At 62.0% G+C, this 26538-nt stretch carries 22 protein-coding genes and 2 pseudogenes; 11 read left to right on the top strand and 13 right to left on the bottom strand.

What is annotated here, in order from left to right:
* Positions 1-83: 83 nt before the first annotated feature.
* The 3 genes from JQ633_RS23360 to JQ633_RS23350 all read right to left on the bottom strand — a co-directional run bounded on the left by JQ633_RS23360 (position 84) and on the right by JQ633_RS23350 (position 4505).
* The gene (locus tag JQ633_RS23360; protein WP_211987417.1) at positions 84-1814 is read right to left on the bottom strand and encodes an FAD-dependent monooxygenase; all 1731 of its coding nucleotides are present in this window, start codon (positions 1812-1814) and stop codon (positions 84-86) included.
* Between the two features lies 1 nt (position 1815).
* Positions 1816-2970: an ABC transporter substrate-binding protein gene (locus JQ633_RS23355; protein WP_211987416.1), complete on the bottom strand. Its 1155-nt coding sequence runs from the start codon at positions 2968-2970 to the stop codon at positions 1816-1818.
* Between the two features lie 305 nt (positions 2971-3275).
* Positions 3276-4505 carry an NAD(P)/FAD-dependent oxidoreductase gene (locus JQ633_RS23350; protein WP_349631597.1) on the bottom strand — a complete coding sequence of 410 codons (1230 nt, stop codon included), beginning with the start codon at positions 4503-4505 and terminating at the stop codon, positions 3276-3278.
* Between the two features lie 453 nt (positions 4506-4958).
* On the opposite strand from JQ633_RS23350, the gene JQ633_RS23345 reads away from it, so the two are divergent.
* Positions 4959-5522 (top strand): RrF2 family transcriptional regulator, encoded by a 564-nt coding sequence (locus JQ633_RS23345; RefSeq protein ID WP_211987415.1) that lies wholly within the window; start codon positions 4959-4961, stop codon positions 5520-5522.
* Between the two features lie 59 nt (positions 5523-5581).
* Here the strand turns inward: JQ633_RS23345 and JQ633_RS23340 are convergent, their stop codons facing one another.
* Positions 5582-6613 (bottom strand): hypothetical protein, encoded by a 1032-nt coding sequence (locus tag JQ633_RS23340; RefSeq protein WP_249159576.1) that lies wholly within the window; start codon positions 6611-6613, stop codon positions 5582-5584.
* 326 nt (positions 6614-6939) lie between these two features.
* On the opposite strand from JQ633_RS23340, the gene JQ633_RS23335 reads away from it, so the two are divergent.
* From JQ633_RS23335 to JQ633_RS23325, 3 genes are all read left to right on the top strand, one after another.
* Positions 6940-7083, top strand: a complete 144-nt coding sequence (locus JQ633_RS23335; protein WP_211987414.1) for a hypothetical protein — start codon at positions 6940-6942, stop codon at positions 7081-7083.
* Between the two features lie 101 nt (positions 7084-7184).
* A complete protein-coding gene (locus tag JQ633_RS23330) occupies positions 7185-8390 on the top strand; it encodes an NAD(P)/FAD-dependent oxidoreductase (protein WP_249159575.1) in 1206 nt (401 codons plus the stop codon).
* A 120-nt stretch (positions 8391-8510) separates the two neighbouring features.
* Positions 8511-9167, top strand: coding sequence for an RrF2 family transcriptional regulator (locus JQ633_RS23325; protein ID WP_349631596.1), 657 nt, complete (start codon positions 8511-8513; stop codon positions 9165-9167).
* Positions 9168-9238: 71 nt separating this feature from the next.
* On the opposite strand, the gene JQ633_RS23320 is transcribed toward JQ633_RS23325, so the two are convergent.
* Positions 9239-10000 (bottom strand): helix-turn-helix transcriptional regulator, encoded by a 762-nt coding sequence (locus JQ633_RS23320; RefSeq protein ID WP_211987412.1) that lies wholly within the window; start codon positions 9998-10000, stop codon positions 9239-9241.
* Between the two features lie 318 nt (positions 10001-10318).
* Here JQ633_RS23320 and JQ633_RS35455 point away from each other — a divergent pair.
* The 4 genes and pseudogenes from JQ633_RS35455 to JQ633_RS23305 all read left to right on the top strand — a co-directional run.
* Positions 10319-10633: pseudogene (locus JQ633_RS35455) on the top strand (alcohol dehydrogenase catalytic domain-containing protein); the annotation flags it as partial.
* Positions 10610-11311, top strand: coding sequence for a zinc-binding dehydrogenase (locus JQ633_RS23315; RefSeq protein ID WP_433995685.1), 702 nt, complete (start codon positions 10610-10612; stop codon positions 11309-11311). The pseudogene JQ633_RS35455 and the gene JQ633_RS23315, both read left to right, overlap by 24 nt.
* 291 nt (positions 11312-11602) lie before the next feature.
* Positions 11603-12700: pseudogene (locus JQ633_RS23310) on the top strand (LLM class flavin-dependent oxidoreductase).
* Positions 12701-12790: 90 nt separating this feature from the next.
* Complete coding sequence (locus tag JQ633_RS23305) at positions 12791-13342, top strand: flavin reductase family protein (RefSeq protein ID WP_211987410.1); 552 nt, start codon at positions 12791-12793, stop codon at positions 13340-13342.
* A gap of 204 nt (positions 13343-13546) precedes the next feature.
* On the opposite strand, the gene JQ633_RS23300 is transcribed toward JQ633_RS23305, so the two are convergent.
* Genes JQ633_RS23300 through JQ633_RS23280 form a run of 5 tightly spaced genes read right to left on the bottom strand, consistent with a single transcriptional unit; the run spans position 13547 to position 19644 of the window.
* The gene (locus JQ633_RS23300) at positions 13547-14455 is read right to left on the bottom strand and encodes an HpcH/HpaI aldolase/citrate lyase family protein (protein ID WP_211987409.1); all 909 of its coding nucleotides are present in this window, start codon (positions 14453-14455) and stop codon (positions 13547-13549) included.
* Positions 14452-15714, bottom strand: a complete 1263-nt coding sequence (locus JQ633_RS23295) for a CaiB/BaiF CoA transferase family protein (protein ID WP_211987603.1) — start codon at positions 15712-15714, stop codon at positions 14452-14454. Before JQ633_RS23295 ends, JQ633_RS23300 begins: the two co-directional genes overlap by 4 nt.
* Positions 15698-16801, bottom strand: a complete 1104-nt coding sequence (locus JQ633_RS23290) for an ABC transporter ATP-binding protein (protein ID WP_211987408.1) — start codon at positions 16799-16801, stop codon at positions 15698-15700. The genes JQ633_RS23295 and JQ633_RS23290 overlap by 17 nt, the downstream gene beginning before the upstream one ends.
* Positions 16794-18533, bottom strand: coding sequence for an ABC transporter permease (locus tag JQ633_RS23285; protein ID WP_211987407.1), 1740 nt, complete (start codon positions 18531-18533; stop codon positions 16794-16796). The genes JQ633_RS23290 and JQ633_RS23285 overlap by 8 nt, the downstream gene beginning before the upstream one ends.
* Positions 18523-19644 (bottom strand): ABC transporter substrate-binding protein, encoded by a 1122-nt coding sequence (locus JQ633_RS23280; protein ID WP_249159573.1) that lies wholly within the window; start codon positions 19642-19644, stop codon positions 18523-18525. Before JQ633_RS23280 ends, JQ633_RS23285 begins: the two co-directional genes overlap by 11 nt.
* Before the next feature lie 102 nt (positions 19645-19746).
* Between JQ633_RS23280 and JQ633_RS23275 the strand changes: the two genes are divergently transcribed.
* On the top strand, positions 19747-20415 hold the full coding sequence (locus JQ633_RS23275; protein ID WP_211987406.1) for a GntR family transcriptional regulator: 669 nt from the start codon (positions 19747-19749) through the stop codon (positions 20413-20415).
* 175 nt (positions 20416-20590) lie between these two features.
* Here JQ633_RS23275 and JQ633_RS23270 read toward each other — a convergent pair whose 3' ends face one another.
* The gene (locus JQ633_RS23270) at positions 20591-21337 is read right to left on the bottom strand and encodes a FadR/GntR family transcriptional regulator (RefSeq protein WP_211987405.1); all 747 of its coding nucleotides are present in this window, start codon (positions 21335-21337) and stop codon (positions 20591-20593) included.
* A 148-nt stretch (positions 21338-21485) separates the two neighbouring features.
* Between JQ633_RS23270 and JQ633_RS23265 the strand changes: the two genes are divergently transcribed.
* Entirely contained in the window at positions 21486-22697 is a 1212-nt protein-coding gene (locus JQ633_RS23265) for an ABC transporter substrate-binding protein (protein WP_211987404.1), read from the top strand.
* Positions 22698-22783: 86 nt separating this feature from the next.
* Positions 22784-23521: an SDR family NAD(P)-dependent oxidoreductase gene (locus JQ633_RS23260; protein WP_211987403.1), complete on the top strand. Its 738-nt coding sequence runs from the start codon at positions 22784-22786 to the stop codon at positions 23519-23521.
* 104 nt (positions 23522-23625) lie between these two features.
* Here JQ633_RS23260 and JQ633_RS23255 read toward each other — a convergent pair whose 3' ends face one another.
* Complete coding sequence (locus JQ633_RS23255; protein WP_249159572.1) at positions 23626-25278, bottom strand: acyl-CoA synthetase; 1653 nt, start codon at positions 25276-25278, stop codon at positions 23626-23628.
* Between the two features lie 63 nt (positions 25279-25341).
* The gene (locus JQ633_RS23250) at positions 25342-26535 is read right to left on the bottom strand and encodes an acyl-CoA dehydrogenase family protein (RefSeq protein WP_249159571.1); all 1194 of its coding nucleotides are present in this window, start codon (positions 26533-26535) and stop codon (positions 25342-25344) included.
* Positions 26536-26538: the final 3 nt, after the last annotated feature.

The raw sequence follows: 26538 nt of genomic DNA, 5'->3' as shown, positions 1-26538 counted from the left end.
CTCGTTCGCCTGACCGGCAGATGTCAACGCCTCGCACAGGTTGGTATACGCCCGCTCTCGCTCATCTCGTTCCCATGTCCCCATCACTGCGCCGCCTTTGCTCGCCTCAACGCGACACCAATCGCACTCGTCAGATCTCCCGGCTTCATCGCCCGCCATCGCGCGCAGATGTGTCCGTCGGGGCGAAACAGGTATGCTGCCCGCGGCGCCGCATCGTAGAGCGCAATGAACCGGTCGCTTGTCGCCGTGGATGCGCTCGCCGATGAATGATCCGCGGCGGGCTCAATCTCGACCACCCGAACGGTGAGCCCGGTTTTGCCGGCCGCCTCCACTTCCTCACCAACCGTGGCAGCCAGCGCACCTCGCCCCGCCCAGATCAGGGTGAAGTCCTCCCCAAGTAATTGGGTGAGGTGCCTCTGTTGATCGCCCACCCGCACCGGACACTCCAACGGGGCCGCCCCTAGCCGGGGTCCACCGTTGAACTCGCCCTCGTCCCGGGTCACACAGCTCAGCGCCGATCCTTCATAGGTGCTTGCGCTGGCCTGGCGAGGGTTGATCAATGTCGCGATGCCCTCATGCCGCCCGGCAAGAGACAAGGCTGCATCGCGCATCAATTCATATCCATGCGACGGCGGAGCCATGAATTCCGTGCTCTTCATGGCGTTGGCGACGTTCGTCTCCCAAGCCATGCGGCGCTCTTGCGTGTAAGTGTCCAGGATGCTGGCGGGCGCCATGCCGCGGACGACGGCTGCCAGCTTCCAACCCAGGTTGAATGCATCTTCGAAGCCGCTGTTGAGGCCTCTCACGCCGAAGATCGGGACCAGATGCGCAGCATCCCCGGCGAAGACGACGCGCCCGGTCCGATACTGATCCAGCGAGACGGCTGCTGCCCGGTAGACGCTGCTCCAGATCAATTTCCAGGGACGGTCGATGCCCAACATCGACAGATGCGCTTTGACGATCGGAAGGACGTTCTCGTCACGCAGCATCTCGTCCTGGTCTTCATCGGCCCGAAGCTGATAATCCAGACGCCAGACGTTATCCGGCTGCCTGTGCATGAGCATTGTCCGACCGGGATTGCTGGGTGGATCGAACCACGCGAGGCGTTCGGTCGGCAGATCGAGATCGATCTCGATATCGACGATGACGTAACGGCCCTCGTAGCTCGTGCCGTTCATCCGTAGGCCGAGCGCTTGCCGTGCCCGGCTGCGCGCACCGTCACAAGCGACGAGGTAGTCCGCATGAACTGCGTAGGACGTCCCCTCCGCGGAGAGGGTCAGTTCAACTCCCTCCTCGCTCGCTTTCAGTTCGTCGAACCGCGTGCCCCAGCGAATCTCGATCAACTCGGCATGCTTTTTGGCGGCATCGAGCAGGAACTGCTCGATGTAGTATTGCTGCAGGTTCGTCATCGGCGCGAGGCGCTGATCCTGATCGTGCGGCATCGAGAAATTCAGCACTTCGTCGGTCCCGTAGAAGCTCCTTCCGTTCGTCCAGGCCAGGCCCTTGTCCTCGAACGGCTTCAGTGCACCCAGCCGATCGATGATCTCGAGAGAGCGCCGCGACAGGCAGATGGCGCGGCTACCGACGCATACGGTCTCGTCCGCCTCGATCACGAGAACCCGGATGCCTCGCTGAGCCAACGCCAACGCCGTGGCCAGGCCGACCGGGCCGCCCCCCGCGATCGCGATCTTCCAATTCGTCCGGTCGCGCCCCGCCGACAAAGGCGGCAGGGACGCCGGATGAACGGCATGTGTAAAGTTCGGGGTAGACGTTCTCACTTCTGAATCCTTGGCCTTGAGGAATTGCCGGCGCACCCTACTCCTTCTCTACGTAGAGCCAATTCCCGTCTTTGATTTCGACCATCACCTGACTGCGCTCGTCGGCTCCGTTGTGATCAACGGTTGAGAACGAGTACACGCCATGCGTCACGACGAGGTCGCGCAACTGCTCGATGCTGTCTCTCAAAGCCTGCCTGAATTCGCGGCTCCCGGGCGCCGCTTTCCCAAGAGCCTGCGTGATCGCGGCCCTGATGATCAGCTGCGCATCCCAGGCGACGCCACCGAAGAGAGACCGAGATTTCTCACCGTACTTCGCCTCATACGCCCTGAGGTAGTCCAGCGCGACTGTCTTGACCGGATTGGTATTGGGCAATTGCTCGGCAACGAGCAAAGGCGCGACCGGGAACAGCGTCCCTTCGACGTCCTTGCCGCCAACGCGCAGGAAGTCCGCATTCGCGATCGCCTGGGTCTGATAGATGGTGCCCGCAAACCCGCGCCGCTTCAGCTCGATCTGCGGAGTGGCGCCCGGTGTACCCGTCGCCGCGATGAACACGGCGTCAGGCCGCGCGGCGGCGATCTTCAAGGCCTGCGAGGCAAAGCTCGGATCGGTGGGGTTGAACCGCTCGGTCGCGATGATCGAGACATTGTACATCGCTGCAATCTTCGACGCGACGTCCAGGAACGTCTGACCATAGGCGTTGCTGACGGCGACTACTCCCAGTTTCGTCTTCCGGTTCTGTTGCATGTTGCCGAAGATCCGATGCAGCGCGATCGCCTCATTCGGCGGGAGCTTGAACATCCATCGACGCGGTCCCGCCGGGGGATCGACGATTGCGCTGCTGCCGGCGAGCGTGAGTGCAGGCGTTCCGGTCTCTTCGGCAACCTGCATGATTGCAAGCGACGTTGGCGTGGTCGAAGGTCCAACGATCACATCAACAGCGTTCTCGGCTGTAAGTTTGCGCGCCGCCGTCGTTGCGGCGCCGGGATCAGAGGCATCGTCCAGGATCGTGACCTGAACCGCCTGCCCACCGATTTCCTTCGGCCATAGCTCAACGGTGTTTCGTGCAGGAATCCCCAACGAAGCAGATGGGCCGGTCAGAGACAGAATTACGCCGATTTTCACATCGGCTTCTGCAACCGACGCACAAGCGCCGGACAGCAGAGACGCGAGCAGCAATACTCGATGGAACATGCTTCCCCCTATTATGTTTTTGTATGGTTCAAGACATCAAGACTCAGGACGCAGGCTTGCGACCTTGAGCAGCAGACTTCGATCTATTCGTTCACGGGTTGCGAACATTTGCCAAAATCACGTCACGACGGTCGCCAATCCCGACCGGAATACGCCGATGACCGGACCCGGTCTGTCATCATGATTGATGACAAGCCACCGGGCGGACCGGGGCAGGAAGCGCCCGCGGACGCGCCTCCCCCTCCTGGCGAGCCGTCATTCGACCGTGCGCCACCACACTTCCCCGAGATCGCTCCCGGCCCCGACTAGGCGCGAGCCTGGAGCGAACTGGGATTCCTCGGCTGCGACGGATCTGCCGCTGCGAGCGCCTCCGCGCGCACCGGCGGCGGCGGCATGATCAGGGTCGAGTTGATGTAGCGCTTCCGCTGCTTGGCCTCTGCGCCGGATAGCTGCACGACACGATCCCAGCCCGCCGTCACCACCGACCCCCACGGCCCAAGATCGAGGCAGGTCACGTATCGCTCCTGGCTATACGGCAGGGTCGGAATCTCGAGCAGATCAGCCGCGGCGTTATTGCCGGAAAACCGGCCCAACCCCAGGGCGTGCTGACACGACATGACGGTGTGATTTCCGGACGCATCCGTCCTGGCCCGGGCAGTATCCCCGGTTGCGAAGATTTCCGGCGCACTCGCCACCCGAAGATCCGCATCGACCAGCAGGCGGCCGAGCGCATCGCGCTCGCAATCGATCTGCTCCGTAAGTGGGCTCGCTCGCATACCGCCGGTCCAGACGACGCTGAGACTGTCAATTCGCTCGCCCGCTGTCGTCCGAACGCCGCCTGCGTCAATCTCGACGACGGATGTCGACAGCCTGCACTCCACTCCTTGCGAAGCAAGCGCCTCAACGATCACGGGACGAGGACCAGCACCGAGCTCCGGACCAATCGCATCAGCCCGTTCGATCGCGATCACCCTGACTTGCGCTCCTTTCCCGAGAATGGATCGCATCCTTGCGGGGAGCTCCGTAGCGATCTCGATACCGGTGAAGCCGCCGCCGATCACGATCGCCGTGTTGCGAGCCACGCTATCTGCCCGCCCGGCCAAACCGCGCAGATGCGCCTCGAACTGGCTCGCCTCGTCGAGTTGATCGATACTGAAGGCATGCTCTTTCAGGCCGGCAATTTCAGGACGAACCAGGCGACTTCCCGAGGCCAGCACCAGGCGATCGTAAGCAAGGCGGACCCGCGCCCCGCCCGGATCCGCGTATTCAATAGCCTTCCCATCGGCATCGATGATCTCGACCGTTCCGGCCACGAACCGCACGCCGGCAGCCTCGAACACCGCACCAACCGGCGCAGTCATTTCCGCAACATTCGCCTCGTAGAAGCGCGGGCGTAGATCCAGCGAAGCGCGCGGCGCGACGACCATCACCTCGACCTGATCGGGCCCGACGGCGTGCTTATCGAGAAGTCGCGCTGCCGAGAGCGCGCTCCAGACCCCGGCGAAGCCCGCTCCTATGATGACGATTCTTTTCACGAGTACGAACTCCTGCCACTTCCGCGCCATCGGCCAATTGGCCGCGGCACCAACTTCTAACACGGATTGTATCAGTCTGCTTTAAATGACGCAAGGCTCCAGGTCCCGGCATGCGGTATTTTGCCCGACAAGTCGTGAGGCGCCTCCGCTTGAGGGGATTAGTGCAACGAGCCGGATCGCAGTGTTGCTGCGCTATTCGGCGGCAGCGTCGAAGTCCACGAACGGGTTGGAAAGCAGCCGACTAACGGCATCTGGTTGGTGGAATCTCCGGGGTCCCGGGGAATCGATCAGCACGCCGAACGCCGCATGACGAGGGCAACCTGATGTTGTCGGCACGGCTGCGTTACGCGCTCGAGCTGACGCAAATGATTCGGGATAAATATCGCTATTTGTTCTTGGAAACGGATGTATTACATATCGGCACATCGGCGCGAATACTGATTGTAAGGATCCATGGCCCACATTGGAGCAGCGGTAGAATACGGTCTGCATTGCTTGATCTGGCTTGCGAACTACCCGGATTTCGAGGTCAGCAGCCGCGATTTGGCAGATATTCAGGGCGTGCCGGCGGCCTTTGTCTCGAAAATATTTCCGCGTCTGGAGAAGGCCGGCATCGTTCAGTCTTCCAAGGGAATCCAAGGCGGATATCGGCTCGCGCAAGCGCCTGAGGCAATCTCGATTCTCGACGTCGTCGATGCGATCGAGGGACAGAAGCCTCTGTTCGACTGCCGGGAAATCCGGGGTCATTGCGCCCTCTTTGCAGGGAAGCAACCCTCCTGGTCGGGACGAGGCCTTTGCGGCATTCATGCCGCCATGCTGCGCGCCGAGAAGACCATGCGAGACGAGTTGTCAAAAACTTCTCTGGCAAGCCTCGCGGTGGGAGCAAACCGCAATGCTCCCGCCTCCTTCGCGGATCAGGCGAAGGCCTGGTTCAGAGAGCGGGCTTCGACGCGAGACACGGCGCGTCGTGCCGGGATGCGGCGAAGCTCGAAGGCGCGAAAGGCCGCAAGCCGCTAGACCGGTCTGCCCCACCGCATCATCGGCACTTCACTGATGGCGGCCGGATCCGTCGCGGCTCAAAGGCGGACACCGCCCATTCCAGCAATGATCGCAACTGCGATCGCCGCACTGGCAAGCACCCCGACGAGCCAGATGCGATTCAGGCTCCGTTGCTCGCCTCCGTGCGCCAGCAGCACAACGCGCAGACCCGAGAGGAGATGGCTGAGAACGAAGAACACCCCGAGCGCATAATGTGGGGCCAAGCGAATATTCCATGGATCGTGGATAAGTCCCGTCGGGCCGCCGACCGCGAAAGTCCAGTCGGTCGGGATCAGCAAGATGGTCCGGGCATTGATGAAGACCGAGTTCATATGGCCGACGCAGAAGACCGCCAGGTAGATGCCTGAGGCGACCTGGAAGGTACGAAAGAATCCCTGCGGGGTTGCAGACCAGCGCCAGGCCAGGCGGAGGCCGCTGGCGACCTGAAATAGAAAGAGCGCGGCGAGCAAGGGCTCCACGACTTTCATCCGATATACGGAACGGCCGATATTCATGACGGCGGCATGCGTCTGGGGGCCCAACAGCCCCGCCAGATGATTGCCAATATGAAAGAGAATGAAGAGGCAGATCACCGCTGCACTCACGCCATGAGCCACACGCCATCTCGCTGTGCCGGCACTGGCGATGTGATCATCCGGATTCCGCGCGAACAGGACGGCCACGGCGGCCACCACCAACCAGAGCAGGCACCAAAGCCAGGCATCCGGCACCGGACTGCGAAACATGCCCTGGACGACACCTACGAACACGAACAGCGTCGGCGCGATTACGGTCGTGTAAGCCAGGCGGCGCAAGCTTGCCGGAAGATCCGGACGGCAAGCGATCGCAATTCCAAGGAACGGCAACGCTACGCACAACAATAGAGTTAGCGACGCACCCAGGCACGCGAGCGTCGACGGCTCCGTGCCGGGCGGACCGACAAAGCCATGGAAGAGCATCAGAAGAAAAGGATGCGCCACCGCGGCGAGAACCGGGATGAGCGCGATCGGATCTGTTCGCGGAGCTTCCGCACTCCCCGCGCGTTGCGCCTGCACAAGAGTATTCATCATGCTCGCTCGTCCTGCTTGCTGATCGGAAGCCATTAAAGGTCGCTTGTCCGCAGGAATGCAGGACCAAGAAATCGCATTCGGACTGTACCAGCGGGCACCGAGGCGAAGGGGTCTTGCAATTCATAACGCGGACTAATATTGTCCGTGTTATGAGACACACGGGATCAAGCCACGATTACGGTCTTCACTGGCTCGTCGGGCCGGATGCAGAAACGCTGAGCGCGCAAGACGTCGCCAGACGCCTGGGGCGACCATTCCCCTTTCTGGACAGCGGGCCGGAAGATGCCGGCGACGTTCATGCCATCATGCTGCGAGCCGAGAGAAGCATGCGGGACGAACTGTTTCGTTCGATCATTGCAGACATCTCGGGAGCCTTGCGCCACAAGGCCCGCGCCTTTGCCCGCATCGTGAACTCGTGGCGCGCGAACAGGCGGCGCCTGCGCGACCACACCCTAAAAACTGAGCGATAGGCCGCGCCAGCGTGCGCGCCCTACCCAGTTCTTCCATTTCCGGGTGGCCTCCATCGAAACCAAACCACCGGAAAGTCAACGAGAGAAAGGAAAATGAAGTGATGAAGCGAATTCTGATTATCGGCGCCGGCTTTGCTGGATTGTGGAGCGCGCTCGGCGCCGCGCGCCTCCTTGATGAACAAGGCAAGTCTGGTGAGGTCGAAGTCGCACTGATCGCCCCTCAGGCGGAACTGCACATTCGTCCACGCCTTTACGAAGTTGGCGCCGGCGGGATGAAAGCTCCGCTGATGGGGATATTCGACGCCGTCGGCATCCGCTTCATTCAGGGAACGGTCGAGACGATCCGCTCCGACAGCCGTGAAGTCGACGTCGTGTCGGGCGACGACTCCAGATCCACGGTCGGCTACGATCGGCTGGTTCTCGCCACCGGCAGCCGGCTGTTTCGTCCGGAAATTCCCGGCTTGCTCGACCACAGTTTCAGCGTTGACCAGGTCGACGAAGCCGCGGCGCTAGAGACGCACATCAAGAACCTCGCAAACCTGCCCGATACCCCGGCCCGCAACACGGTGGTGGTTGCCGGAGGCGGCTTCACCGGCATCGAGGTGGCCGCTGAGATGCCGGAACGTCTGCGTGACGCGCTGGGTTCTGCAACCAAGATTCGCGTCATCGTCGTGGAGCGGGCAAATGATATCGGCCCCGATCTTGGACCCGGTCCGCGTCCGGTGATCACCAAGGCACTCGAAGAGCTCGGCGTGGAATGGAAACTCGGTGCGGCGGTCACGTCGGTCGATGCCGACGGCGCCACCACCGAAACCGGCGAACGCATCGACGCCAAGACCGTCATCTGGATCGGTGGCCTTCGCGCGAGCCCGCTGACGGCACAGATTCCTACACCGAAGGACAGGCTCGGCCGACTGCATGTCGATCGCAACCTCTTTGTGCCGGGCACCGAGGGGATCTTCGCGACGGGCGACGTGGCCTACGCTGCGACTGATGACGACGGCAACCATACCCTGATGTGTTGCCAGCACGCCATGGGTCTCGGCCGCTCGGCGGGCCACAACGTCGCCGCGTCGCTGCTGGGCATCCCGTATATCCCCTACAGCCAGCAAAAATACGTGACTTGCCTCGACCTCGGTCCGTGGGGTGCGGTCTATACCGAAGGCTGGGACCGCGAGATCAAGATGGAGGGTGCCGAGGCCAAGGCGCTCAAACGCTCGATCAATACGGTCTGGATCTATCCACCCAACGCCAATCGTGCAGAAGCACTGGAAGCGGCCGATCCGCGGCGCGTGGTCGTCGCTTGATCCGCTCGCTACCGGTGTTTTCGAACGCGATGCGCCGATAGATATCGGCAAAACGTAGCTGGGGGACGCGGACGCACAAGGCGTCCGCGTCCCGTCAGGTATGAGGCGATCGCGAGACGAATGGAGTTGCTGCGCGATCGCAGCGCCTCAAATGTATTCGACTGTTTCGGCATGCCGCGTCTCCTCGCAGCGCGGACCGACAATTGGAACTGGTTCATGGCACATCTCGGCAACGGCGTTGAATATGGGCTGCACTGCCTGCTCTGGTTGGTGGACGCAGGAACGGAAGCGGCAAGCAGCCGCGACCTGGCGGACCTCCAGGGCATCTCGCCGTCATTCCTGGCAAAGATCTTCCCCAAGTTGGAAAAGGCCGGCATCGTGCGCGCCTCGGAAGGCATCCGCGGCGGTTACCTTCTCGCCCGTCCGGCCGATCAGATCACCGTGCTCGATGTCGTGGATGCAATCGAAGGCAAGAAGCCGCTGTTCGATTGCCAGCAGATCAGGAGAAAGTGCGCCGTATTCGGTCGCACGGCACCGCGCTGGTCCAGCGAGGGCGTCTGCGCCATCCACGCCGTGATGTTGCGCGCTGAACAGAGCATGCGCACCGAACTTGCAAACACGACCATCGCCGCACTGGCCGGAGCCGTCGACCGAAAAGCGCCCGCCAACTTCGCCGGCGAGGTGCGCGAGTGGCTCTCGCGCCGGGTCGATATGCGCGAGACGGCACGGCGGACCGGTACCACCGAAGCCAAGACGGCGCGCAGTCGCGCATCCTGACCCTGCGCAAGGCCAGCGCCGCACCTCATGAGCGCAACGAAGGGCATTCTCGGCTTTGCCGGGCGACGCGTTCAGAGGCGCGTCGCCTCGCTATGACGGTTGATCAGCGACGTACGGTTGTTGACGCCCATCTTGTGATAGATGCGGCGCAGATGCGTCTCCACCGTGTTTTCCGAGATCTGCAGCTTGAACGCGATCTCCTTGTTGCGCAGCCCCTGTTTGACCAGGCAGATGATCTCGTTCTCCCGCCGCGACGGCGGAGCCGTGATACCGGCGGCCTGCTGCGGCATCCCGGTCGCTTCCAGAATGCGATGAGGTTCTACCCTTTCAAGCACCCTCTGAAATGCACGCGACATGACAGTGTCGACCAAGCCCTCTATTTCCTCGGACGCAGCCGCCACGGCAACGGGATTGGCCCCAGTCTTGCCATGCAGGCCGACGACGAGAAGAAGGTCTTCGCGAATGGGCCGTACCGTCGCGCCGACGATATGCAGGTCGCTGCGTTCGACGAACCGCCAATAATTCTCGGCTTCCGCGCACTGCCTGATGTCGTCGTCGCAACCCTCGACGATCATCAATGCACGATCGCAAGCTCGCCGCTTCAGAACAGTTGGGTTCAGAAAGGGATCGTAACGATGGATCTCGTGATCGGAATAGTCCCGGGCAACTGAATCCGTCACGCCGTGCATGAAGAGATAGTGCACCACAGGCTCGGCGTGACTGCGATCGCAGAGAAAAATCACCAGGCTTTGCGACCGGGTAACCTCAAGAACACGGTTTACCAGTCCGTGAAATCTGCCTTCAGCTGCCGGCGACGGCGCGGGCTGCAGCATGTACTCCTCCCACATCACGTCCTGCTGCCGCGGCTTCCGCGGTCTGAAGACGTCGTGACGCACGCCGTTTCCCGGCGGGGCCCAGATTTTATCAACGTTTCATAGCATTTCGGTCGCGCGATCTCCAAGCCCCACCGCATTCACGGAAATCCGGCTCTAGGCATCCCCCTCACGACGCGCCAGCATTTCGGAAACAATAAGCCGGTAAGCCTCGGCCACCGGCGCCAGAGGAGGAAATTGCATGTACACGTCGATTTTTGAAAGCGGCTCCTTCCGCGTCGGCCGGTTGCCGATCCGTCACCAGGACACGGCCAGGTTCTCGTAAAGCCGCTCGTGTGTGGCGTCTGCGGCAGCGATTTGCACACTCGGCACCACGCGCACACCCTGGCGCAGGCCATGGGGAAGGCCGGATTCAAGGGCTTCATGAATCCCGACAAGCCGGTGGTGATGGGACACGAATTCGTCTGCGAGGTGCTCGACCATGGATCCGGTTGCAGCCGTTCGATCACCCCCGGGCTCCGAGTTACCGCCATGCCGTTCATGGTCGGATCTCAGGGCATCGAGCTGCTCGGATACAGCAACCGATTCAACGGAGCGATGGCTGAAGCCATGCTGCTGGATGAATCGATGTTGCTGCCTGTACCGCACAACGTTCCAACCGATACTGCGGCATTGACGGAGCCACTTGCCGTCGCCATCCATGCGGTCAATGCCGCCGCTGCAGGCTCAAATTGTGCGTTCGCGGTGCATGGCTGCGGGCCAGTTGGCCTCTTCATCATCGCACGCCTGCGACACGTCGGGCTGGGGCCGATCATGGCCATCGATCCCGACGTCGGTCGCCGCGCCTTCGCCGAGCGGCTGGGCGCGGACCTGGTGATTGCACCCGATGCGGACCGGCAGGCGCGGTGGTGGGAAGATCAGGGCGCGGCGCTCGGCATGTCCGATACTCCCGGGGCAGATGCGCGCCGTCCGGTCGCGTTCGAGTGCGTCGGAAAAGCGGGAATGCTTCAGAGCGTGACCGAACAATCGCCAATGGGGACGTCCGTTATTGCTGTCGGCGTCTGCATGGAGCCGGATACGATCACCCCTGCCTATCTTCTGATGAAGGAAATGTCGCTCCGCTTCGTGTTTGCCTACAACCCGGCAGAGTTCCAGGAGGCGCTCGCGATGATCGCGGCTGCGCCCGAGCGCGTCGCGCCGTTGGTCACCGGGCACAGCCGTCTCGATCAGGTGGACGCGGTCTTCGATCGTCTCAGCTCCGGCCTCGGCGAGGTCAAGGTGCTGATCAGGCCGCAAGAACTCTCACGATGACGTCCACTCTCGCGGTCGCTTCGCTCGAGAGAGCAAGCAACTGCGAGAGGCGAACGAAACGGTCTGCTGCCCGTAGGCAAGTAGGAGACAACGAACGGCGGGCAACGCGATTGCGTCGTAAGCATGTGCGTGGCGCGACGAAGAGAAAACTCCGCAGCAGTCGCTGATAGACCGGTCCATCTGCATCGCAGATGTCGCGGAAATCCAGACATTGACCGGGAGCTTGCGCGCATATTTCAAATGCAAAGCGAAATGATTTCGCGAACAGGATCATAGGAGGAAGAGCACACAATGGAGATCGGATACTTCACCATGCCTTCGCATCCGCCGGAGTGCGGATTGAAGGAGGGACACGACTGGGATCTGCAGGTTCTGCGCTGGCTCGATGAACTCGGCTACCAGGAGGCATGGTTCGGTGAACACCACACTGCGCCATGGGAGCCGAATCCCGCACCTGACCTGCTGATCGCGCAGGCACTGCAGCAGACACGAAACATTCGCATCGGACCCGGCGGATTTCTGCTGCCCTATCACCACCCGGCCGAGCTCGCCAATCGCGTAGCGATGCTGGATCATCTGTCCGAGGGACGGTTGAATTTCGGCGTTGCCGCCTCGGGCCTGCCCAGTGACTGGGCGATGTTCAACGTCGACGGCATGTCCGGCCAGAACCGGGACATGACCCGCGAGGCGCTCGAGATTATTCTCAAGCTCTGGAGCGATCCCGCGCCGTTCACATACAAGGGCAAATACTGGACGGTCACGAAGCCGGACACGATGTTCGATTTCCTGAAACCGCACATCAAGCCCCTGCAAGCGCCGCATCCGCCCATCGCCGTCGCCGGGCTCTCCAAGAACTCGGATACGTTGAAGCTCGCCGGCGAACGCGGTTTCATTCCGCTGAGCCTCAACCTGAATCCGGCATACGTCGCCAGCCATTGGCAGGCGGTCGAAGCGGGAGCGGCCAAGACGGGCCGCAAGCCGAACCGCAAGGACTAGCGGCTGGTTCGCGAGGTGTTCGTCGCCGACACGGATGAGGAAGCCTGGAAACTCTCCGCCGGGGACATGATGGGCAGGATGATGGGCGAGTATTTTCTGCCGTTGCTCGGCCATTTCGGCTTCAAGGACTACCTGAAGCATGCGCCTGACGTCCCAGACGCCGACATAACCGTCGACTATTGCGCGCGACGCAATTGGATCATCGGCTCACCTTCGACGGTGGCCGAAAAGATCGAGACGATCTACCGCGAGGTGGGTGGCTTCGGGGTCCTGTGCGTATTCGGCTTCGACTACCGGCACAAGCCGCAGGCGTGGCGGCGTTCCCTCGAGCTGTTGAAGCGCGAGGTCATGCCTCGGCTGATGCATCTCAGCGCCGAACTGGAAGAAGCATAACCGAGTAGTGCGGTTCCGGGTGAGGAGCGGCCCGCTCCTTGCCCGGCAGCGCTCCTCTGTGTGAATCAGGACGATGTGGGAGATCGGGATATGAACATCGATGCGCAGGCCTTCAGGCGAGCCATGCGTCAATGCGCAGGAGCCGTCGCGCTTGTTACGGTTGGAACACAACCCGGCCGCCGAACGGGCTTGACGGTAACATCGGCGTGCTCGCTCTCCGACGATCCGCCCTCCCTGCTCGTCTGCGTCAATCGCAACGCCAGCGCGCACGCGCCCATCCGGGATGAGAGGCGGTTCGCGATCAACTTCCTCGGCGAGAGCCATACCTTGCTCGCCCTCGCGTTCAGCGGTCAGAAGGGCGTCAATGGCGACGACCGCTTCGCCTTTGCCAGATGGACCGTCGGTGTCACCGGCACGCCGTTGCTGGAGGATGCGCTCGCAGTGTTCGACTGCACACTCGCGCAGGAGTTCGAAACCAGGACCCATTCGGTCTTTGTCGGCGAGGTTCGCGAGGTCAGGTTCTGCGCCGCCGATCCGCTGATCTATTTGAACGGCAGCTTTCACGGCGCGCGCGGCATTCAGGATTCAGTCCGCCTCGGCGATCTGGATGCACGGCGGCAGAGCTGGGGCCAATTCTCCTGACGGCCTCGAGCCGAGGTTTCAGATTCATCCAAAGAACGCCGAAATCGACTCCAGGCTGATCCCGGACTGGCGGTGGGTTCGAGTCCTACCGCGCTCACCAATGCGACTGGTTACTTACTCGTCTGATGCCGCAGCGCGAGCGCCGCACCAGATGCGAGCGCTTTTGGTTTGTTCGCAGCTCCTACCGCAATCCATGAAGCTAGATCATCTCGAGATTGCGCGACCTCTTTCCGCGATAGCCTTTGCACGCTCCAGGAGTGCCTCGGCTCGCTGAACGATCGGAATGTCGATCATCTTGCCATCAATGGCGAAAGAAGCTCGCCCCTCGGCTGCGGCCTGGTTGTTGAGGGTTACGATGCGCTCTGCGTCGGAAATTTCCTTGGCCGAGGGGCTAAAGCCCGCATTGAGTATCGGAACCAGGGAGGGGTGGATGCAAGCGGAGCCGACGAAGCCGAAATCGGCCGACCGTCTGACGATGCGCGCATATCCCTCGAGATCGCCGAAATCCGCCACGGAGCCGATGGTGCCAAGCGGCATGATGCCGGCGGCGCGCGCCGCCTGCACGACCTGCTGCTTCGGCATCAACAAGGTCTCCTCCGTCGGCTTTGCGCCGATCGCGGTCGCATAATCCTCGGCGCCCAGCGAAATGCCGGCCAGCCGGGGCGTCGACCGCGCGATGTCGTGGGCTCGGGCGAGCGGTCCCGGCGCCTCGATCAGCCCGACAAACCAGATCTTGCCGGGCGGCAATCCACGATCGATCTCCAGCCGGGTCGCCATCTCGTCGAGCAAGCGCAGATGCTCGGCGCCTTCGACCTTGGTGATCTTGATCGCGTCCACGCCCGGGATCACAGCGGCTTCAAGGTCGCGCACCGCCAATTCGAGAGGCTGGTTGATCCGCACCATGACATCCGACTTCCCGGTGTCGCGAAAGCGCTTGACGATGCCAGGGACCAGCGCGCGCGCGGCGTCTTTTTCCGCCAGCGGGACGCTGTCCTCGAGATCGATGATCAAGGCGTCCGCTCCGCGCTCGACGGCTTTGGCGACGAACCGCTCGACGTTTGCCGGCACGAACAGCGCAGAGCGCCAGACGGGAAATTTTTGCTGCATGGTCATTTCTTGGTTTCCTTCACAAGGCCCGAGGCCAGGAGTGCGTCGATATCAGCTTGACCCAGGCCGGCTTCGCCGAGGATGTCGCGGCTGTGCTGCCCGAGATGTGGCGCCGGCGTCCGGATGCTGCCGGGCGTCTCCGACAGCCGCACCGGAACGGCGTGCATCGGAAACGATCCCATCTCCTCGTCGGGATAGTCGGCGAGCAGACCCCGGGCTTTCACGTGGCGATCGTTCATCAGCCGTACCGTGTCGTTGACGGGACCTATGGTCACTTCAGCGGCCTCGAAGAACGCCACGTTGTCATCTACGGTTCGCGTCGCAATGAAGTCGCCAATGATCTTGTCCAGTTCGACGACATGAACGAGCCGCTGTTCATTGGTCTTGAAGCGCGGATCATCGCAGAGCTCGGGGCGGCCGATCGAACGCAACACCCGCATCGCCATGCCTTGCGTGGATGCCGACAGGCAGACCCAACCGCCGTCCAGCGTGCGGTAAACGTTACGCGGCACCGATCCGCTCGATCGGCTCCCGCTCCGGGGTTTGCTTTTGCCGGTCAGCCGGTAGTTCGCCGCCTGAGGCCCGAGCGAGTTCACGATCGGATCCAGCAGCGGCAGGTCGATCACCTGCCCCTTCCCGCCATTGACCTCGACCTCCCGCAGCGCGGCCATTGCAGCGAATGCGCCGGTGAGGCCGGACAGCGCGTCGGCAAGATACATCGGCGGCAACACCGGCTCGCGATCGGGAAAGCCGTTCATCTCCGCGAAGCCCGAAAAACCTTCGACCAGTGTCCCGAAGCCGGGCCGGCGATGGTATGGACCGGTCTGCCCCCAACCGGAAATGCGAACGATCACGAGCTTCGGCTCGAGCCGCAGCAACTCATCCGGAGGCAGCCCCATCTGCTCGAGCGTGCCGGGACGGAAGCTTTCGATCAGCATGGCGGCGCCGGGAATGAGCTTGCGGATCAGCGGCACAGCGTCTTCATGACGAAATTCAAGACAGATGCTGCGCTTGTTGCGCGAATGCACCTTCCAGTTCGTCTCGACACCCTTGGTACGCCAGCCGCGCAGCGTGTCGCCCTCGCGCGGCTCGACCTTGATGACGTCAGCCCCGAAGTCGGCGAGATGCTGGGTCAGCAGATTTCCCGCGACCAGCCGTGACAGGTCGATGATGCGCAGGCCCGTCAATGGGCCGCGGACACCCGGCGTGTAGTCGGCCCGAGGCAGAGCGTCTTTGGAAGAGATAGCGTCAGTGGGATTTGCCATGGGTTCGTTCTGTAAACATGATCCCGCCGGTAAGAGGCAGCCATAGACGCAACCGGCGGTCAGTCGTCGCGTCCTGGGTTTCGATGCGGATCTGATTTCCGCCCACGTTAAGTCCGATCTGCCAACGCCCTCCGACATAGGAGTGACTGACCACATCCGCATCGACGATCGAGCCTCCGACCGCCTGGTCATTGGCAGCCGCTATCCGCATCTGTTCGGGCCGATAGGCAAACGTGACCTTGTCGCCCAGCGATGGACGCCTGTCGGACTTGATCAGAACACGCTGACCATCGGCGAGACTGACGAGCGTCTGTCCATCGGCATCGGGAGCCCCGACCACGTCGCCGTTCAGGAAATTCGTCGTGCCGATGAAGTCGGCGACAAAGCTGTCGGCCGGCCGCGTGTAGATCTCCTGCGGCGTGCCTATCTGACTGATGCGGCCGCCGTTCATGACGACGATGCGGTCGGACAGCGCCAGCGCCTCGACCTGGTCGTGCGTGACGTAGATTGTCGTCAGGCCGAGACGCGTGCGCAATTCGGCAAGCCAGGTGCGGGCCCGGTCGCGCAACTTTGCATCGAGATTCGACAGCGGTTCATCCAGCAGCAGGATTTCCGGCTGATAGACCAATGTTCGCGCCAGTGCGACACGTTGCTGCTGTCCACCCGAGAGCTGATGCGGATAACGATCCTGGAAGCGCTCCATCTCGACCAGAGCAAGGCTCTCCTCGACGCGGCGCTTGCAATCGGCGGTCGATACTTTGCGCAATTTCAGTGGAAACACCACATTGTCGTAGACCGTCATGTGCGGCCACAGCGCATAGCTCTGGAACACGAGGCCGCAATTGCGGGCTTCCGGCGGCAGGAAGATCGCCTTGTCGCCGTCGAAATACGTCTTGCCGCCGACGCGGATGCGTCCGCTGGTCGGCTGATCCAGTCCGGCGATGGCGCCCAGCGTGGTTGATTTGCCGCACCCCGATGGTCCCAGCAATGTAACGAACTCGCCATCCGCAACATGGATGTTGACGTCGTCGATCGCCTTGACCGGTCCGAATCGCTTGTGCAGCTGCTCGATTACCAACTCAGCCATAAAGCTTCACTCCGAGAAGCGCGCGCGCTGCCGTGACACAGACACCGATGACGAGCACCTGTATCGTCGCTAGTGCGGACACCAGGCCGACCTCTCCTTGCGTCCAGGCTTGAAGAAGCGTGGTTCCGATCACCTCGCTGCCGGGCGCGAACAAGAAGATCGCGGTCGTGTATTCCTTGAAGAACGTGATGAAGAGGATGATGAAGCAGGCAACCAGCGCCGGCCGCAGCAGCGGCAGCACGATCCGCCAACTCGTCGTCCACCAGTCGGCGCCCTGCGTGCGGGCGGCGCGGTCGAAGTCCGGGCTCATCTGCAGCAGCATCGGCGCCACCGCACCGAGTCCCACGGGGATGAAGTGCATCGTGAATGCAGCGACCAGAATCCAGATGGTATTACGCAGACCGCCCAGGCCGGGAACGAGCGCGAACGCATAGAAGAAGCCAATGCCCGCGACGACACCAGGCACCGCACGGGGGAACAACGCGATGTAATGCAGCGGACTGCGCCAACGGAAATCGGAACGCAGCACGATGATGGCGATCAGGGCGACCAACGCCGTGGCCACGGCACCGCCGAGCGTACTGACGATGAACGAGTTCCAGATCGAGCGCAGATAGACCGGATACTCGAACATGCTGGCGAAGTTACCCAGCGTCAGCACCTCTGATATCGGCACCATCGGCGACAGCAGGCTGGTGAAGGCGCGCAGCAATAGTGCGCCGATCGGCAGCACGACTGTTGCCGTGATGTAGACCGCAGAGCAAATGCACAGCGGCCAGCGCAGGCTGTTGAGGCGGAAAGGTCGCGGTCGCGTGGCTTTGCCGCCCAGGGTCACGAAGCGTCGCGTGTTGCCGAGCAAGCGTCCTTGCAGCCATACAAGCACGCAGACGGCTGCAAGCATGAACACGGCGGCGGTCGCGACAAGTCCGTGGTCCGGACGGGCCGACGCCACTCCGTTGTTGTAGAGGAACGTCGTCAGGACGGTGATGCCGGCGGGATCGCCGAACACCAGTGGAATGGCGAGCAGCTCGAGGCCCACCGTGAAGTTCAACACCGCGCTGTAGGCGATCGCCGGTAACAGCAGCGGCAGGGTGATCCGAAACAGCGTTCGCAAGGTTCCGGCGCCGGCGACGCGCGCAGCTTCCTCCAGCGTCGGATCGGTGATCGAGGCCGAGGACATGCAATAGATGTAGGCCACCGGAGCCTGCGAGACGCCGGCGATCATCGCCATGCCCGGCAGAGTGTAGAGATTCCACGGCGCGCCATCGAAGATCGATTGCACCAGCAGCGTCAGATAGCCAGCAGGCCCGTAGATCGTGTACCATCCGAACGACAACACCAGCGCCGAGAGATAGATCGGCCATAGGAAGAGTTCGCCGAACAGCCGTGCAAACGGCATGTTGGTGCGCCCGAACAGCACCGCCGCAAGCGTGCCGAGCGTCTGCGAAATGATGGTGGTGAGCGTCGCGAACACGAGCGTGTTCCAGATCACCAGCCCGAAGCCATCGGTCCGAAGCAGGCGGCCGAAATTGCCCAATGTAAGCTGCTGCCCGGAATCGTAGAGTGCGCGATCCAGCACCGACTGATAAAGGACCGGAAGCAGCGGCGCCGCGATCAAGATCACGGTGAGCAGCGCAACGCCGTACTGGATGGCGGTGTCCCTGCCGGGTAAGGGCTTCGGCAGCACGTCCGCGGACGCCCTCGGAAGCACGCTGCCTGCTTCAAGCGACATTGAAGGTCTTTTTCCAGCGCGCCACGAAGCTGTCGTAATCCCGCACGGCGTCCCGATCGTAACCGATGTAGCAGATGTTCTGCTCTCCCACGGCCTGAACGATCGACGAGTACGTATGACGGATGCCGTCGCCGGGCTGAACTCCCGGGCGCGCCGGCGTCAAACCACCCCGCCCGAACGCGCGCTGGCCCTGCTCCGAGATAATGAAGTCGAGCATCAGCTTGGCTGCGTTGACGTTCTTCGATCCTTTCGGAATCGCGACGCCGCGCAGCACAACGGGTTGTCCGTCGCCGATGAAGCTCCAGCCAAGGATTTTCGCCCGCGCCGGATCGTTCAGACGCGGCCAGAAGGTGATGGCGGACACGAACCATCCCTCGACATACTCACCAGACGTGACCTTCTCGGTCATCGGGCCGCCCGAACGCTCGAAGCGAGGCGCGAGCTTCGCAAGCTGCGCGAACCACTCCCAGGCCTTATCACCATGCTTCTTCACGAACGCGTAGCTGATGCCATAGCCGAAGGTCGTTTGATGCACGCCGTAGCTCGTGATGCGGTTGCGCCAAGCCTTCTCGTTTGCCACCGCGACTTCAACGAACTCGGCAAGCGTTTTGGGCCGCTTGCCTTCCGGAACGAGGGAATTGTTCCAGATCATCGCCATCGGATCGGATGAGACGGTGTAGACACCCGGGAACGGCTTCGACCAGTCCGGCCACGCCTGTGCTTCCGGTGAGGTGTAGTCGAGGATTTCCCCGCGCTCCTGGAAGTCGATCCATCCGCCCGGGTCGGCCGTCGCAATAAGGTCGCAGGTGCGGCTGTTGGTGCTGCGCTCGGCCAGATAACGCTCGAAGCTCTCGCGTGACGCGGGCAGATCGAGCGTCTCGACCTTGATCTTGGGGTAGAGCTTGTTGAAGCCCTCGATCACCGGGCGCCAGTTTTCGGGTGACATGATCGAGTAGATCAGGAGGCTCCCCTCGTTCTGGGCATCTTCGATAATCTTTTGATAATTCTCGGGATATCCGGTCGGAGCCGCCTGGGCCGGTGCGCTCCGGACGCCTATTGCGGCTCCGAGCACCGACATGATCATCAAGCTTCTGCGGTCGATGCCAGACATCTAATGTTTCTCCCATCGGCACGATTTGGTATGCACATTTATTGGCGCCAATTTGTGCGCACTAATTTTTGCAAGTCAAGCGGTCCAAAGGAGGAAGCAGCCATGAAAGTCCGCAAGGAGCAGAAGAGGCTTTTGGCGGCGGAGATCGGTGGCGCAATTCTGCAAGGTGATTACCGGCCAGGCGAATGGTTACGGCAGATCGATTTGGAGGAAGCGTTCGCTGCGAAGCGGTTCGACGTCCGAAGTGCGCTCACCCAACTCGCCGCAAGCGGCATGGTGACCCATGTCGAAAACCGCGGCTACCGGGTCGCTCAGCCCGACTACAATGTCGTTCGCGAGATATTGGCGATCCGCAGCCTGCTCGAGGTCGAAGCGGCGACACAGGCATTGCCGAACATCGGACCGACCGAACTCGACGACATCAAGCGCGCCCAGCAAGCCTTCGAGGATGCGGTCGCGCGCGGCAGCAAGGCCGATCAGGCCAACACGAACGCGGCCTTCCACGACGAAATCTATCGCCATGCGCCGAACCAAACTCTAGCCAAGCTCGTCGTCGAGATCCGAAATCGCGCCAGACCAGGGCCGATTGCCTTGTGGCCGTCGTATGCGGAGTTGCAGAGAAGCGCCGCGCACCACGTCGAGATTGTGGATGCGATCGAGGCGCGCGACTTACACGCGCTTCTCAAGGCCGTGAGGCGTCATATTCTCGAGTCCGGCGCCAACTATCCGGCCGGCGATGGCCACCCGATCGGACATCGTTCGGCCGACTAGGACAGCCATTCAACTTCCGTCGACGGTCGCGCCCTGAAAACACAAAGCCCGGCTGCAAGCCAACGTCGCGCAGCGTCAAGAAAGCGCGCTGCGGCGTAGTTGGAGTAGATTTGGAAGAGCTTCGGTCCCGACGCGCCGATCGCCGAGACTGCAAGCGGAGCGAGGTAGACTCGGTCTATTTGAGCCAGGCGACCGGAGAGTCGATATCGAGATTTGCCAACTCGTATCCTCGCCTGAAGTCGACGATGTGCTTCTCCATCCAGGACCGAGCCTCGACCGGGTCGCGCCTGCCGAGCGCCTGCAGGATCCTTTCGTGGGCAAAGACCAGGCGCTCGCCGGCATTCAGACGTGAAAACACCTTCAGGAAGGCCGGATAGAACAGCTGACTCATCGGTTCACGGCTGAGCTGCAATGCCCGATTGCGCGACGCACGCGCAATAATCTGATGAAACTCAATGTCGAGTTCGACCAGGCTCTGTTTGTCTTCAAGTGCCGCCTTGGTTCTTTCGACATTGGCCTGCAGAGCAGCAAGCAGATCATCGTCAATTCGATCTGCGGCGCATACGGCAAGGGCCGGCTCGAGATAGCGCATGCTCTCCCAGAGTTCGAAGAAGGTGATCTCATGGAGCACAATGGCAGCCGTTACCTTGTCCGAGATATCGGCCTCGCGGGGCGCGGTGACGTAAAGAAGCTTGCCGCCGTCATGGCGACGGACGAGGCCGTTTTGCTCCAGGACTCGAATCGCTTCCCGGACCGTTGACCTGTGAACGCCGAAGTCGGCCGCCAGCGTCGTCTCCGCCGGTATCCTGTCGCCGACGACCCACTCGCCCGACATGATCTTGGTTTGGATGCTGCGGACCACCATCCGGTAAACCGGCTCGTTCTTGGGGGCCACCGTTCCCGCATTTGAATCTGCAAGCATTTTTAGTCCGACAATTCAAACTGGCGACTCAGTACGACAGCCTTCGTAGGCTACTTTTTTCCGAGATATAGGTCCACATATTTAGCCACGAATTGACAAACGTTCGCATTTCGCCAATTATTGTCCGACAATAAATGGGGAGGAGTGGATGCGTTACCTGCTGGCGACTTGCGTTGCGGTCGCACTTTGCGCTGCGGCACCTGCATTTTCGCAAGTGTCGAACGACGTGGTGAAGATCGGGGTTTTGAACGATCAATCCGGGCTCTATGCCGATCTCAGCGGCGCCGGATCGACGGTGGCGGCGAAGATGGCGGTCGAGGATTTCGGCGGCACCGTGCTTGGGAAGCCGATCGAACTCATCTCGGCGGATCATCAGAACAAGCCTGACGTCGGCAGCACGATTGCGCGGCGCTGGATCGACACTGAAAAGGTCGACGCGATAGTCGACGTGCCGCATTCGGCCACGGCTCTCGCGGTACTCAGCGTGACGCGCGAGAAGCAGAAGGTGCTGCTGCTCTCCGGCCCCGCCTATGTCGAGTTCACCGGCAAGGATTGCTCGCCAACCACGGTGCACTGGACCTACGACAGCTATGCGATGGCCAATGGCACCGCGCGTGCGATGGTGAAGCAAGGCGGCGACAGCTGGTTCTTTCTCACGGGCGACAATGCCGGAAGCCATTCTCAGGAACGCGAAGCGACGGCTTTCGTGCAGAAGGCAGGAGGCACGGTCGTCGGCAACGTCCGTCATCCACTGAATACGTCGGATTTCTCGTCATATCTGCTGCAAGCCCAGCAGTCCAAGGCCAAGGTGATCGGGCTTGCAAATGCGGGCGGCGACACCGTCAATGCCATCAAGCAGGCGAACGAATTCGGATTGGTGCAAGGCGGCCAAAAGCTCGCCGGCCTCCTGATGTTCATTACCGACGTCAAGGCGGTCGGGCTCGATCAGGCGAAGGGCCTGGTCATCACGGACGCCTTCTATTGGGATACCGACGATCGCACGCGAGAATGGTCACGCCGCTTCATGAAGTTGCACAATGGACGCGCGCCAACATCGATCCAGGCCGGAGTCTACGGTGCGGTCTTGCACTATCTGAAGGCAGTACAGGCAGCAGGCACCGACGAAGGCATCGCGGTCACCGCCAAAATGAAGGAATTGCCGGTCCGCGACTTCTTCAGCGACGACTACCGGATTCGTCAGGACGGCCGCCTGGTGCGCGACATGTATCTGTTGCAGGTCAAGGCGCCGCAGGAATCCAAGGAGCCGTGGGACATCTTCAAGGTTGTGGCGCGAATTCCCGGCGACGAGGCGTACCGACCGATGGCCGAGGGCCGCTGCCCTCTGGTCAAGCAAGACTGATCTTAGAAGTGACGCGAGAAGGCCTCGGCACGTCGCCGCGCGACGTGCCGGGACTTCGCAACCAATGATGCTGGAGGCGTGCTGGCGTGAACGATCTCGATTTCAATGGAAAAACAGTTCTGGTCGTCGGTGGATCGAGCGGCATCGGCAACGCGATCGCACAGGCGTTCCGCCGGCGCGGCAGTACGGTTCACGTCTGGGGCACGCGCGCCGCTGCGTCGGACTATCGGTCCGACGACGGCTCCGACCTGACCGGATTGTATTACGCGCAGATGGACGTCGGCGACTTCGATGCGATCACCACATCTGCGCTGCCGTTCGATCGGCTCGACGTGCTGGTGCTTTCGCAGGGCATCGTGCTGTACAATCGCGGCGAGTTCGAAGCGAAAGGCTTCCAGCACGTGATCGACGTCAATCTCAACAGCCTGATGGTCTGCAGTCTCAAGTTTCACGACCTGCTGAAGGCCAGCCGCGGCTCGCTCATCATTCTGAGCTCCATGGCCGGCTTCCGTTCGACCAAGGGCAATCCGGCCTATAACGCCTCGAAGGCCGGTGCAATCGGACTGACGCGCACGCTGGGAGAAGCATGGGCCGAGGACGGCATCCGCGTCAACGGCATCGCGCCGGGGCTTATCGAGACCAAGCTCACCAAGGTCACGACCGATCACCCGAAGCGGCGCCAGGCCACCGAGCAACGCGTGCCGCTGAAGCGGCTGGGACAGCCGGACGACATCGCCGGCACGTCGCTGTTCCTTGCCTCGCCGCTCGCATCCTACATCGTCGGCCAGACCATCATCGTCGACGGCGGCCTGACACTGGCCTGAGCCCTAAAGCGCGATGAGATTGGGTTGAATCGTCATCGCGCTTTGGCTCTTTATTTGAGCATGATCTCTTCGAAAGACCCCTTCACACTTTTCCGGATCATGCTCTAGGTCGACCCTGCGCCGCGCACGCGCGCGTATTCAAGGTCGCGCAACTCGCGACGACGGATCTTGCCCGTGATCGTCATCGGCAATTCGGCGACATATTCGATCGCCCGCGGATATTTGTAGGGAGCGGTAACCGACTTGACGTGATCCTGCAATTCCCGCGTCAGTTCAGGCGCTGGCGTCACTCCGTCACGCAGGACGACGAAAGCCTTCACGATTTCGCCGCGCTCTTCGTCCGGACAGCCCACCACGGCGCAGAACTGGACTGCCGGATGTTCGGCGAGTGCATTCTCCACCTCGATCGGGCCGATGCGGTAGCCGGCCGAATTGATGACATCGTCAGAGCGGCCGCGGTACCAGAAGTAACCGTCGGCATCTTTCTCGGCACGATCGCTGGTCAGGAACCAGCGTTCGTCCGGACCGTCAATGAAGCATGCTTGAGTCCGGTCCGGCTCCTTCCAGTAACCCTGCATCAGTTGCGGATTCGGCAGCTTGAGTGCGAGATCGCCCTCCTGTCCCGGCGGCAGGCGAATGCCGCGCGCATCGACCACGTCGAGATCCGAGCCCGGTGACGGCCGTCCCATCGAGCCATAACGGACCGGTTCGCCCGGATAGTTGAGCGCCACCATCAGGGCCTCGGTCTGGCCGTAGGCCTCGTCGATCCGGATGCCGGTGGCGCGCTCCCATCGCTCGGCGACGACAGGATTCATGGCCTCACCCGCGGTCACGACGCGGCGCAATCGCCCCAGATCGTTACGCGACGTCACCTCGTTCACGACTTTTGATAGCTCGGTGCCGGGCGCGCAATAAACGGTGACCTGATGCTTGCGAAGCAGCGCCGGACGATCCTTGGGAACGAACGCGCCGTCAAAGATGAACGAGCACGCGCCGCAGCTCAGCGGACCGAAGATGATGCTGGTCCCGGCCTTGCTCCAGCCGGTGTCGGCCGTACACCAGATCACCTCACCCGGACGCAGGTCGAGCCAATAGATTGCCGAAACTCGCCAGGCGTAAATGGCACGCGCGGCATGCACGACACCCTTCGGGTGTCCGGTCGAGCCAGACGTGTAGTACATGATCGCGGGGTCGTCGGCGTGCACGATCGCCTGCTCGGCGACATCGGATGCACCCGCCAGTTCCTTGTCCCATGCGAGCCAGCCGGAAACGGCGCCGAGTGCAATTCGTACCGGAATTGCCTTTTCCACCGCGGCAAACTTGGCGGCATGCTCTGCCCGGCAGATCACGGCCTTCACCTCGGCATTCTCGACGCGGTATTCGAGGTCGCGGGCGGTCAGCATCTCGATGCACGGAATCGGCACCGCACCGATCTTCATGATCGCGATCAATGAGATGAACCATTCCGGCAGGCGCGGCAGCATGACGAGGACGCGATCGCCCTTCTCCACACCATGCGCGCGCAACACGTTGGCGAGCCGGTTCGATAGTCGCGAGAGGTCTGAATAGCTATAGGTGCGAGTGTCGCCGGCCTCGTTTTCCCAAATCACGGCCGGGCCATCATGCTCGTGAGCCCAGCGGTCGATGATATCGGCGCCGAAATTGAAAGTCGCCGGGACGTCCCAGCGAAAATTCGCACGCAGCGCCTCGTAGCCTTCCGCACTCGGCTCTCTGCCGGGCGTCCAGATATCTCGCATCGTCGTTTCCTCCCGCTTGTTGCGGTTCTTGTCGTTTTGTCGCTTCGGCGTCCTGCTCGCCGCCTAGGTCGCGCCATGAGTGAGAATGCGTCGTCCGATCGCCCATCGATGCACTTCGGAGGGACCGTCATAGATGCGGAAGGCACGGACATCGCGATAGAACCGTTCCACGACGGTGTCGCGCGTCGTTCCCAATCCGCCGAGGATTTGCAGCGAACGGTCGGCCACGCGGGCGATCGCTTCCGAACAGATCACCTTCGCCATCGAGCTTTCACTGGAGCCGCGCTCGCCGCTGTCCAGCACCCAGGCGGTATGCCAGATCGTCAATTGCGCCAGGTGAATGTCCATCGCATTGTCGGCCAGCATGAAGGAAACGCCCTCATGCTCGCCGATCGGCTTTCCGAACGCGGTCCGGCGGCGCGCGAACTCGGTTGCAATCTCCTGGGCGCGGATCGCCGAACCGAGCCAGCGCATGCAATGCGTGAGCCGCGCCGGAGCAAGACGAACCTGCGCATATCGAAAGCCCTGCCCAACCTCGCCGAGCACGGCATCGGCTGGAACCCGAAGTCCGTTGAAGCGAACCACTGCATGCCCGCCGACAAAGCTCGAATCGATCGTGTCGAGCGTGCGCTCGATGGTGATGGCCGGATCGGACATATCGGCAAGGAACATCGTGGCGGCGCCTTCGGCCCCTTCGCCATATGCCTTGGCCATGATGATCGCGAAGGCTGCGCCCTCGGCGCCGGTGATCAGCCATTTCTCGCCGTCGATGACCCAGTGATTGCCGTCGCGGCGCGCCGTCGTCTGTAGTTGGCCTGGATCAGACCCCGCACCGGGGGCAGGCTCCGTCATGCAAAAGCAGGAGCGCACCTCGCCGGTCGCGAGCGGCTTGAGGTAACGCTCACGCTGGTCGGCGCGCGCGACGACATCGAGCAGATGGATGTTGCCTTCATCGGGCGCGGCACAATGCAGTGCGACGGGACCCAGCATGGAGTAGCCGGCCGCCGTGAAAACAGCCGCACGACCGATATGAGACAGATGCTGACCGCCATATTCCTCCGGTGCATGAGGCGCAAAAACTCCGGCCTCACGCGCCAGCCCGTTCAGTTCGCGACGCAACTCATCTGTCGGGCCATGGGAGGTCCAGCGCGTGTCCTTTTCGAACGGGACAACCTTGTCCTTGACGAACGTTTTCACGCGATACGCCAGCTCCGACACGTGCGGCGGCAGTGAGAAGTTCATGTCGAGCTCAGCCATGGC

Source organism: Bradyrhizobium tropiciagri, assembly GCF_018130505.1.
GTDB lineage: Bacteria > Pseudomonadota > Alphaproteobacteria > Rhizobiales > Xanthobacteraceae > Bradyrhizobium > Bradyrhizobium tropiciagri_B.
This window is presented reverse-complemented; position numbering and strand designations above follow the sequence as displayed.